Here is a 10,906-nt window from a genome sequence, read left to right as displayed (position 1 = left end):
CTCCCGGAGCCCCCGGGACCCCGGGTTCGAATCCCGGCGGGCCCGCCTGCCGCATTCTCATTACACCGAACAACGGAAGATCTCTCGTTTTATTGTTCCTTTATTATTCCCTCGGAAGGGAATCAATAGGGAATCGATCTAGGTTCATCTTTTCCTGTCAATTCGGTCTTTAACAGCCCAGGAACCTGATTTATTGGAACCGATGCGTTCGACCAATCCCATCTTCTTCATCTTGGAGACAGTTTTTCCGACGTACGATCTGCTCATGCCTGATAATGAGGCGATCTTCGTCAGTGTGTAATCAGGATGGAGCCTCAGTGTATCGAGGATTCTTTTCTCGTTCTCGGTGAGAGTGGGCATTTCAGACCTGAAGGATGCTGCGGCACGCTCTCTGGTGAATTCCAGTGTTACCACGATCCCGGAATTGGACAGATGGATGGAATCTTTGCCGTAATGGCTTATTATGACAGGGATTCCGTGGCCGGTATGCTCTGACATACGCGTCGATATGAATATGCGCATGAGAGATTCGTTGACAGGCATGCTCCTGCCGGAATAGAATTCATCATCGCTCAGCCAGTACGCTTTCCGCCGTAGGATATGATCTCCATTCTGTCATCGAATATGTGGACCGCAGGAGGTATCATGTTAACCCAGTAATTATGCACGCAAGCATTGATCCAAGCTTCCCTGAATGCCGTCATGCTGAATAATTTCTGTTCGATGCGTCCCTCAGGCCGGATATCCACGAATGTCTCGTTCAGGGATTCCACATATCCGATGACATCCCGAACCTCCAAAAGCAGGGAATGCCCGGAGAATTCCTTCCTCATTGACATGAAAGTTCTGTCTTTTCCTCTGAAGATGACGACTGCCAGAACAGCAGGGTTCTGATCGGAAAGGAGCTGGCCCTGCTGGTTATATTTCCCTTCAGAGTTCAGGAGTTCGAGGCTTTTGTGCAGATTTTCATCATCTTTGGCATGCAAGCCGTTTTCGTTCAGCAGGTCACAGAGTTCTCTGAAGCTCAGCTCCTGATTGCTGGATGTTGTCTGGATCAAATTATCTCCAGAACTCATGAACATCTTTCTGAGCTCGGACATCGGCACCTTACGGTCTTCCTCTCCTGAACGGATGAATATTGATCCGCGGCAGGCATACGGCCTGTCTGTGCCTTTTGCAGAGACGGATATGTATTTCTTTCCGTCATTAGACGAGTTGACCTCCACCTTTGCGATGATTGGAGGATCGACCATATTGTTTATTGCCTGAGATATGCTCTTCAGGGTGTTCCTGCCGACGTCTTGGCCAATGATTTCGCCTTTATCGTTTACTCCGAAGTATACTGTTCCGCGGCCGTTCTTATTGAGCATCGCGGTCAGAGAAGCAAGTCCCTTTTCCAGTTCTGTAGTGCTCTCCTTGAATTCTCTGAACTCGTCTTCCATGCCGAGATTTTCAGAGATTTTTCCTTCGGTGTCCATTGATAAAGTGTAATTTATTGTTCCTTTATTATTCCTTTTATTGTTCCTTTATTATTCCCTCTAAAAGTAACCAATAGAGAATCAATAGGATTTTTCCGACGGAGAGAATTTTTTATCATATGCTGTTCGACTGTGTCTGGCACTTCATCGTGCCTGATATCAGAGGAGTCCACGTATAGGCAAGTATAGTGTTACGATTTTAATATCGAGGACAGGAAAATGCCAGGGAATCCGCATATCAACAGATTCAGACATATCATATTTCATGCACGAACTCTGAATTCAATTTCGGATAAGGGTTCATGGTTTTCGTCCGCGAATATCGACGTCTTGTGTCAATCTATGGCATCGATGAGACTCGGATGCAATCGCTCATATACCCGCAGATTTTCATGAAATGCCGTGTCCTCAGTTACGCTTGAACCTTTGAAGGATTCGGATCGCGAGCAGTTCATAAAAGACAACCAGGAAGCTTTCAAATACGGTGCAACCGAGGAGTTCGGTCTCCGCGACAGTCATTTCGAAGAACCCGGAGAGACGATATCCAGGAAGACCATCGAGGAGTCCCTGGATCACGGCACCGCATACAGGATCATGCTGGACGGCAGGCCCGTAGGAGGGGCCATAGTGAACGTGTCCGGAGACAAAGGCGATCTGGATATCCTGTTCGTCTCGCCCGGGGAGCACAGCAAAGGGATAGGGTACGAAGCATGGTGCTGCATCGAGAAGGCATATCCTCAGGTGAGGGTCTGGGAGACATGCACTCCCTATTTCGAGAAAAGGAACATCCATTTCTATCTGAACAGGTGCGGTTTCAAAATAACCGAATTCTTCAACGCGAACCATCGCGATCCTGATAACCCAGATGATGATTTCGAGATGTTCCGGTTCGAGAAAAAAATGTACTGATAGCACCTTGAATGAGCTGAACAGCGATCAGTTCAGATGAAGCCGGATCCGATGATTGACTTCGTAAGATTGTCTTTTCAACTCTGGATTGTAGAAATCCGCTGTGTCTGCCTGCACGTTTCATCATTATCCGATGGATCTCTCGTTCACGATGTCATGAAGCGCTCATTCAAGTGTGCAATATGGGAGTGGAGTTCATTGCGCTTCCGAAATCTTCGTGTTGAAAAATCCGAAATCTTAGGAATAGAAAATCCGAAATCTTAGGAATGGATTCAAGACCGAATAAGACCCAGACACGAACATCTGCCGTCAACCAGAGACTGAAAAAAGGTGTAGCAATCAAGCCGATGTGCGTTTTGCAAGGCATTTCTGACTCCGGTATCGGCTGCCGATCGGATAGCAAAAAGGACCGAGCCCCTCTCTCGATTCCCGATCATGAAAGCACCTTGTCTTCATTTCGGACAATGATCCGTATGATCCAAGTTCGATCCTGGCACTGTCGCCGCGCAGCGGATCCCGGCCCGGTGCCTATTGTTTATAGTAAATTATCCTTTAGGGACATATGCTCAACGCGTACAAGTTTGCTGATGTCCGCAGTGTCTGCATCATCTGCGATGAGCGCGTCGGAACCATACAGACGATAGACGGGATGGTCTGTCCGTACTGCATGCCGAAGGAACTGCTTCCGCAGGCCGTATCTCTGAGGAAGCATCGGATAATCATATACTGCAAGACCAATCCGGGCTGGGAATCCTGTGCCGGAATGCCCCAATATCAGGAAAAGGCAGAGATCGAGGACAGGAGCGCGGCCATAACGCACAGCACCCCTACGATACTGGCCGATGAGCTGAATGCGCAGATCGAGACTGCGGAAAGCATTGATATCGTCGTGTCGTTCATCAAACAATCGGGCCTGAGCCTCCTGCTGGGCAGGCTGGCCGATTTCAGCCGTCGCGGGAAGCTGAGGGTCATCACCACAGCATACATGGGCGCTACCGAATACGAGGCCCTGAACGAGCTGTTCCGGCTTCCTAACACCGAAGTGCGCATGGAACTGAATGCAGAGTCGACCCGTCTGCATGCCAAATCGTTCATATTCAACAGGCCTGACGGGGACAGCGTCGTCTTCGTCGGGTCCGCGAACATATCGAAAACGGCCCTTACCGATGGGGAGGAATGGGTCGTGAAGCTCCTGGAACGCGACGTTCCGGAAGTCGTCAGGGAGCTTCGCATGAGCTATGAGATGCTTTGGAACTCAGAGAATGTCAGGCCTGTCAGCCAAAGGAACCGTGCAGAGATCGAATCTGCTCTCGAACGCCGCGGAACGTGATCGAATGATGAAACTGGAATTGGTCTTCAATGAAAAAGTCAGCTATGTTCAGTACCAGAACCGGATGGACGTATTGCTCACGGCTTCGGCGGTGAACGATGACGGTTACAAGGACGCTGTGACGTTCAGGATATCTTCCGATCCGAAGTTCTTCGACGATATAGAATGCCGGTACGAGGCCCTTCTGCCCAATGCTTCCGTCGATCTCCTGTCGCTGCCCAACGTCAGCCTGAAGCTGGACCCCGGATACATATCATCGATCACCGAGGCCGCGACCTGCAAGGTCAGGTTCACCGCCGAGGACAGGGACGGAAACATCCTTGGCTCCGCCGACAGAGACGTCACGGTGCAGCCCTTCGACTACTGGGCGGGGATTGACATGCCGGAGGCCGTCGCGTCATTCGTCACCCCCAATGCGGATTCCCTGGCCGATGTCAGGTCCAAGGCATCGGACATCCTCGGACAATGGGGCAAGGACAGGTCGCTGGAGGGACACCAATCCGAGGACCGCGACAGGGTGCTGACGATGGCGGCCGCGGTCTATGCGGCGCTGGAGAAGGAGAACATCAACTACGTCAATCCTCCGGCAGGGTTCGAAAGGTCTGGCCAGAGGATCCGCATCCCGGACGAGGTCCTGACCAAGCACGAGGGCACATGCATAGACCTGGCGGTCGTGTACGCCGCGGCCCTCGAGTCCATAGGGCTGAACCCGATCATCTTCATCGTCAACGGCCATGCGTTCGCAGGGTTCTGGCTGGTGGACGATTTCAGCGCGGACATCATCAACTGGGACAATGCGAGCTACACGCGCATGTACCGGAACAAGGAGATCCGCGCCGTGGAATGCACCTGTTTCACCAATTCGGCGGCCGTTCCCTTCGATGAAGCGTGCCAGAAGGCCCTCATGAGGCTGGAGGACGCGGACAACTTCATCTGCGCCGTCGATGTGGCCAAGGCCCGCACCGCGGTCAGGCCCCTTCCCGTGAAGAAGAACATCAACGGGGAATGGATCATCGAGCGCGACGAGGGCAGGCAGGGGACGGCCGCGCCGCAATCCCTGGGACAGGTCTACACGGCGGCCGAGGACAGGCCGCTGACCAAGGTGGACAGGTGGAAGAGGGAGCTCCTGGACATCACCAATAAGAACAACCTGATCAACATGAGGCAGGGCTCGAAGATAGTCCCCCTGCTGGTAAAGGACATCGCGCATTTCGAGGACGAGCTGGCCGACGGTTCCGAATACACGCTGTACCCCAAACCCCAGGAATGGCAGGGGACCGCCCTGTTCAACGAGAGGCCCTTCGAATCCGAGAACTACATAGGGAATTTCGAGCAGGCGTTCGGCGAGGAGCTGGCCAGGAGGAAGCTCAGGGCCCCGCTGACCGATACCGAGACGGAGCGGGCGCTCAGGAGCATCTACCGTCTCGCCAACAAGGAGATGGATGAGAGCGGCTGCAACTGCCTGTTCATCGCCCTGGGCGTTCTGCGGTGGTACGAAGGGAAGAGCACCGGGGTCCCGCGCTACGCTCCCCTCATCCTGCTGCCGGTAGAGATGAAGAAGAAGCAGCAGACGTTCGCCGTCAAGAAACTGGACGAGGAGACCGTGTTCAACGTGACGCTGGCCGAGAAGCTGCGCCAGGAGTACGGCATCGATCTCCCTAACATGGACCCCCTCCCGGCGGACGACCGCGGGGTGAACGTCGACATGGTCCTTCAGGTCGTGAGGCAGCAGATCGCCGGGAAGGAAGGATGGGATGTCCTCCAGGGGGCGTCCATCGGAGTGTTCTCGTTCAGCAATTTCGCCATGTGGAAAGACCTGGACAGCAACATGCCGGTTTTCGAGAAGAACCCGGTGGTCAGGTCCCTCGTCGCCGGCGTCCCCTATCCGTCCGATAAGGAGATGGATGCCGACGCGGACCCGTACGGCCTGTGCCTCACTGTCTCGGCCGACGGTCCCAGATCAAGGCCGTGAGGGCAGCGGGCGAAGGCAGGACCTTCGTCATGCACGGTCCTCCCGGGACCGGGAAATCGCAGACCATCACGAACATCATATCGAACGCCCTCTACAATGGCAAGACGGTCCTCTTCGTCGCGGAGAAGCGTGCGGCTCTCGAGGTCGTCCAGAAACGTCTCGAAGAGGTCGGGATAGGCAACCACTGCCTGGAACTGCATTCCAACAAGACCGAGAAATCGAAGGTCATAGACCAGCTGAAGAGCTCGCTGGCGAAATGCCAGCCCCTGGACGAATCGAAGGCCCAGCAGCTGCTGTCCGAGATCGACGCTCAGAAGAAGAAGCTCGATGCATATGTGACGGAGCTCCACAAGGAGAGGTCCTTCGGGCTGTCGGCATATGAGGCGATCTCGAGGTTCGAGGCTCATGACGTGCCGGGCGTCAGGGACCTGAGGGTCGATCTCGAAGGCGGACTCAAGCCCAAGGCATCCAACCTCGCCGATATCGAGGAGGCCGTGCGCGATGCGTACCAGGCATTCTCCCTGGTGCAGGATGCCGACATCGATACGCTGCAGCATGTCAGGACCGGATGCATAGCGGCCTCGGTGGCAAGCGATACGGAGGATATGATCGCGGACCTCCGCAGCAAGGTCCGGGCATACCGCGGGTTCGAGGACCAGCTGAAAGCGCTGGGCCTTCCGATCGATACGGCGGACGAGCGCCGGCGCGACTCCTTCATCGGCGCGATGCTCTCGATCGATGACCGGATGTCGAAGGAGAACGACCTGCCTTCGGTGGAATCCGGCCTGAGGTCCATATCGGACAGGGTCGAGGCGGTCCTGAGAGACCTGCGCGCATATGCGGACCTGGGTTTCAATATCAATCCTGCCGACATCGATAGGACCCAGGCGTCTGTGAGGGATGCCCAGGAGGAGATCTCGTCGGCGGTGTCCCGCGGGTTCATGATCGATTCGCCGGAGACCGTCAGGATGCTCGATGAAGCGAGGAGGTTCTGCACGGCCGTATCGGGCGCTAGGCAGGACATCGGAGAGGTTGCCAAGCTCTGGAAGCTCGATGTCTTCAGGTTCAACGAGAGTTACAATCTGGCACAGGAATATTCGGCAGTGGGCAGGGCCGGTTTCTTCGGCAAAGGGAAGGCCAGGAAGGCCTTCATGAAGGCGGCCGCGCCGTATCTCCGGAACCCCGATACCCCCTTCGATTCGCTGTCCTCCTCATCCGATGCGATAAGCCGCATCGGGCCGGGCCTGCTGGCGGTCGCGTCCGTCCCTGCCGGATATCGTGACAGCCCCGGGGTCGGGGCCGAGGTGGAGAAGCTCAGGGAAAGGTCGAGGATGGCCTCGGCGGCGCAGTCTGCGATCAGGGATTACGGCATCGATCCCCGGGACCTCGGCAGGTGCCGCGAACTGGCGGTCACGGCCGGCGGCATACTGTCCCAGCTGAAATCCGCCCGGGAGTCCATGAACGCCTCGGCCTCCGCTCTCGCCGAGTACCTGGACACCGATCTGGACCTTTCCGATCCGGCGGTCTCCCTCCCGTTCTGCGATAAGCTGGAGGCCCAGATGCCCAAGCTGTTCGATTGGACGAACTGGAACCATTATGCCGGCAAAGTATCTGGGTACGGGCTGCAGTCCGTGCTGCCGGAGATCCGGAACGGGACCGACCCGGAGCTCCTGGTCGATTCGGTCTACAGGTCGATCTACAAGACGTTCATCACAGCGGTCCGCCAGGAATCGGAGGCGCTGAGGATGTTCAGCTCGTCCACCTTCGAGGGCTTCATCAGGAAGTTCCGGAAATTGGACCAGACCTATACCCAGCTCAACAGGAACGCGCTGAAGTACAAACTGGCCATGAACGTTCCCAAGAACATGGACGATTCCATATCCGGGTCTGAGGCCTACATCCTGAACAAGGCCGTGAACAGCTCCAGGATAAGGAAGTCCATCAGGACCCTGCTGTCAGAGGTGCCCAACATACTCCCCAAGCTCTGCCCCTGCTTCCTGATGAGCCCGCAGTCGGTGTCCCAGTACATCACCATGGACTATCCCAGGTTCGACCTCGTCATATTCGACGAATCGTCCCAGATAACGACCAGCAAAGCGATAGGCGCTCTGGGAAGAGCGGAGAACGCCGTCATCGCCGGAGACAGCAAGCAGCTCCCTCCGACCTCGTTCTTCCAGAAGAAGATCGAATCGGACGACGATGACGACGATCAGATCGACGTCGACAGTTTCCTCGATGACTGCCTGGCGCTCAATATGCCGGAGACCTATCTAGAATGGCATTACCGCAGCAGGCACGAGAGCCTGATCGCGTTCAGCAACAGGATGTTCTACGGCGGCAAGATGCTGACTTTCCCGTCGCCGAACGACCTGGAGACGAAGGTCGGCATGAGGTTCGTACCGGGAGTCTACGAGAGGGGGAAGAGATGCAATCCCATCGAGGCCAAGGCGGTCATCAACGAGGTGTACCGGCGGGTCATGGACGATACGCTGGTCAAGCAGAGCATCGGGATAATCGCGTTCAGCATCTCCCAGCAGACATGCATACAGGATATGCTCGATGACATGATCAAGAGGGATTCCAAGCTCTTCGACAGGCTGAACATGATGCCGGAGGAGATGTTCATCAAGAACCTGGAGACTGTGCAGGGCGATGAAAGGGACGTGATCCTGTTCTCGATCGGTTACGGGCCGGATTCCAAAGGGCACGTGTACCAGAACTTCGGCCCCATCAACAGGGACGGGGGCCAGAGGAGGCTCAACGTCGCCGTATCGCGCGCGAGGTCGGAGATGATCGTGTTCACCTCCATGAAATACACGGACATCGCGCTCACGTCGAGCTCCAGCAAGGGGGTCAGGGACATGAGGGAGTTCCTGAGGTTCGCAGAGAACCGCGGGCACTTCCCGGATTCTTCGGCAGATGCCCCGGTTGCAGAGGGGACCATGATCCTGACCGACATAGCGGAGACCCTGAAGGATAACGGGTACAGCTCGCATTACAACGTGGGCACGTCGCAGTTCAAGGTCGATATCGGCGTCATCGATCCTGACAACCCCTCAGATTACATTCTCGGGATACTCAGCGACGGGGAGTCCTACAGGGCATCCGAGAACACCAGGGACAGGGAGTATGCCAGGGCCGACGTCCTCAGGGGGTTGGGATGGAACCTGATGCATGTATGGTCTGTCGATTGGTACTTCAACAAGCAGAAGGCGCTGGAGAACATCCTGAGCAGGCTGAAGGACCTGAGGGAGAACAGAACTGATGCGGGCGAAGAGTCCCAGGAGATAGATCCCAACTACGGTCTGAAGGATGCTCCTCCGGAGGAGACCGGAAAGCCGGAGGCATCGGAGACCGAGCTGTCCAATTCGGTCGCATATGTGCCGGCCGCCATAACGGTCCTGGAAGGCGTGAGCCCCGATCTGGCGGTATCGAACGTAGATTTCATAGGGAAATACGCATCCGAGATAATCGAGGCGGAATCGCCTATAAACGAGACCTACCTTGTGAAACTCTATTGCAGGAAGGTGGGCATCAAACGCCTGTCTGAAGCAAAGAGGAACATGCTGCAGTACCGGCTCCGCAATATATTCATCCTGATGTCAAACGGGGATTCGTGACCTATTGGGGGAAGGACGCGGCGAAGGACCTCAAGACTTACCGTGTATCAGGCGATCCGGAACTGAACAGGCAGGTGGACTGCGTGCCCCTCATAGAGCTGGAGAACGCCATAGAGGACGCCGTCAGGATAAACGGCTCGCTGACCCAGGACACGGCAGCCCAGGCGGCCGCCCGCGTGCTGGGATACGGCCGCAGGGGCGCGAAGATCACTGAGGTCCTTACACTGGCGATCAAGATCGCATTGGAAGACGGGAAGATAGTCGAGAAGAATGGGAGGCTGCTCCCTGAAGAGTGATACGGGCTTCCGGGAGCATGATGCCGCGATGCTTCCGGATCCCCCGGAGGGCCGTCTGCCGGCGTACAGGCGATGGTTATTTCAACAGGTTAGAACAAGCCCGTCCGAGTGAGATAAATGAGCGGCAGGCAGTGGCTACCGCTGATCGGCATCGCCCTCAGCGTTTTCATCTTCAATATGTCCGAGTTCATGCCCATCGGGCTGCTCACGGCCATTTCGGATGATTTCAGCATCTCGGAATCAAAGGCCGGGCTCATCATCTCCGTCTACGCCTGGGCCGTCGCCATCCTGTCGCTCCCGATCATGCTCCTCCTCAGGAAGATGGAGTACCGCAGGATGCTCCTGATGACGGTGGTCCTCTTCGCCGTCTTCCAGTTCATGTCAGGCATCTCAACGTCCTATTGGATGCTGATGGCGTCCCGTCTCGGAGTGGCCGTGGCGCATTCAGTGTTCTGGTCGATCGCGGCCCCGCTGGCGGTCAGGGTGGTGGACAGGGAGCATCAGAAGGTGGCGCTGAGCCTGATCGCCACCGGCACCTCTCTCGCGATGGTCATCGGCCTGCCCCTGGGAAGGGTCATCGGGCTCGCGCTGGGGTGGAGGATGGCGTTCATCGCCATGGCGCTGGCGGCAGCGGCGGTCCTCATCATGCTGGCCGCCGTCTTCCCGAGGGTGGAGAACCCCGGAACCTTCACCGTCAGGCGGCTTCCGGAGATATTCAGGAACCGTGTCCTGATGGGGATATACCTGGTCATCGCGGTCTACGTCACTGGCTATTACACTGCGTACAGCTACATCGAGCCCTTCATGCTCCAGACCGCAGGCATGTCGGAGAACATGATCACCGTCGCGCTCATCATCTTCGGGCTCGCCGGCCTGATCGGGAGCGTTCTCTTCACCAAGAAGTACGGCTCCGCGAGGTATGCTTCATAATGTCCGCGCTGACGTTCTCGTCGCTGTCGATGCTGGCTCTTGCCGCCGCCGCGGAACTCGAGATCGCGGTGCTCCTGCTGGTGATCCTCTGGGGGATGTCCCACACCATGTTCAACATCTCCTTCCAGAACGAGACCCTGCATGCCTCCCAGCAGGACTCCGCCGCCATCGCCATGTCCCTCCAGTCCGGGATATACAATGTAGGGATCGCCATGGGCTCGATCCTGGGCGGGGCGGTCACCGACAATCTGTCCGTCGGCGACATCGGGTATGTGGGAGGCATCCTCGGCATGGCCGCGGCGATGTTCACCGCCGCTGTGCTCATCGCGGCCATGAAGCGCCGCGATGCTTCAGGCGCGGCCGGGGCGTGA

At 56.4% G+C, this 10,906-nt stretch carries 9 protein-coding genes; 7 read left to right on the top strand and 2 right to left on the bottom strand.

Features of this window, described 5'->3' with window-relative positions; genetic code table 11:
• Positions 1-144: 144 nt before the first annotated feature.
• Positions 145-414, bottom strand: coding sequence for a MarR family transcriptional regulator (locus AUQ37_RS04975; protein WP_157844291.1), 270 nt, complete (start codon positions 412-414; stop codon positions 145-147).
• Positions 415-572: 158 nt separating this feature from the next.
• Positions 573-1,478: a helix-turn-helix domain-containing protein gene (locus tag AUQ37_RS04970; protein WP_058747663.1), complete on the bottom strand. Its 906-nt coding sequence runs from the start codon at positions 1,476-1,478 to the stop codon at positions 573-575.
• A 426-nt stretch (positions 1,479-1,904) separates the two neighbouring features.
• On the opposite strand from AUQ37_RS04970, the gene AUQ37_RS04965 reads away from it, so the two are divergent.
• From AUQ37_RS04965 to AUQ37_RS04935, 7 genes are all read left to right on the top strand, one after another.
• A complete protein-coding gene (locus AUQ37_RS04965) occupies positions 1,905-2,387 on the top strand; it encodes a GNAT family N-acetyltransferase (RefSeq protein ID WP_201013762.1) in 483 nt (160 codons plus the stop codon).
• Positions 2,388-2,949: 562 nt separating this feature from the next.
• Positions 2,950-3,717 (top strand): phospholipase D-like domain-containing protein, encoded by a 768-nt coding sequence (locus AUQ37_RS04960; RefSeq protein ID WP_058747661.1) that lies wholly within the window; start codon positions 2,950-2,952, stop codon positions 3,715-3,717.
• A gap of 4 nt (positions 3,718-3,721) precedes the next feature.
• The gene (locus tag AUQ37_RS04955; RefSeq protein WP_058747660.1) at positions 3,722-5,689 is read left to right on the top strand and encodes a DUF4011 domain-containing protein; all 1,968 of its coding nucleotides are present in this window, start codon (positions 3,722-3,724) and stop codon (positions 5,687-5,689) included.
• Entirely contained in the window at positions 5,686-9,309 is a 3,624-nt protein-coding gene (locus tag AUQ37_RS04950; RefSeq protein ID WP_058747659.1) for an AAA domain-containing protein, read from the top strand. The genes AUQ37_RS04955 and AUQ37_RS04950 overlap by 4 nt, the downstream gene beginning before the upstream one ends.
• On the top strand, positions 9,306-9,605 hold the full coding sequence (locus AUQ37_RS04945; RefSeq protein WP_058747658.1) for a hypothetical protein: 300 nt from the start codon (positions 9,306-9,308) through the stop codon (positions 9,603-9,605). The genes AUQ37_RS04950 and AUQ37_RS04945 overlap by 4 nt, the downstream gene beginning before the upstream one ends.
• A gap of 117 nt (positions 9,606-9,722) precedes the next feature.
• Positions 9,723-10,535 carry an MFS transporter gene (locus tag AUQ37_RS04940; RefSeq protein ID WP_058747657.1) on the top strand — a complete coding sequence of 271 codons (813 nt, stop codon included), beginning with the start codon at positions 9,723-9,725 and terminating at the stop codon, positions 10,533-10,535.
• A complete protein-coding gene (locus tag AUQ37_RS04935; protein WP_058747656.1) occupies positions 10,535-10,906 on the top strand; it encodes a hypothetical protein in 372 nt (123 codons plus the stop codon). Before AUQ37_RS04940 ends, AUQ37_RS04935 begins: the two co-directional genes overlap by 1 nt.

The organism is Candidatus Methanomethylophilus sp. 1R26, from assembly GCF_001481295.1.
Classification (GTDB): Archaea; Thermoplasmatota; Thermoplasmata; order Methanomassiliicoccales; family Methanomethylophilaceae; genus Methanomethylophilus.
The sequence above is the reverse complement of the archived record's forward strand: the minus strand, read 5'-3'. Positions and strand labels throughout refer to the sequence as shown.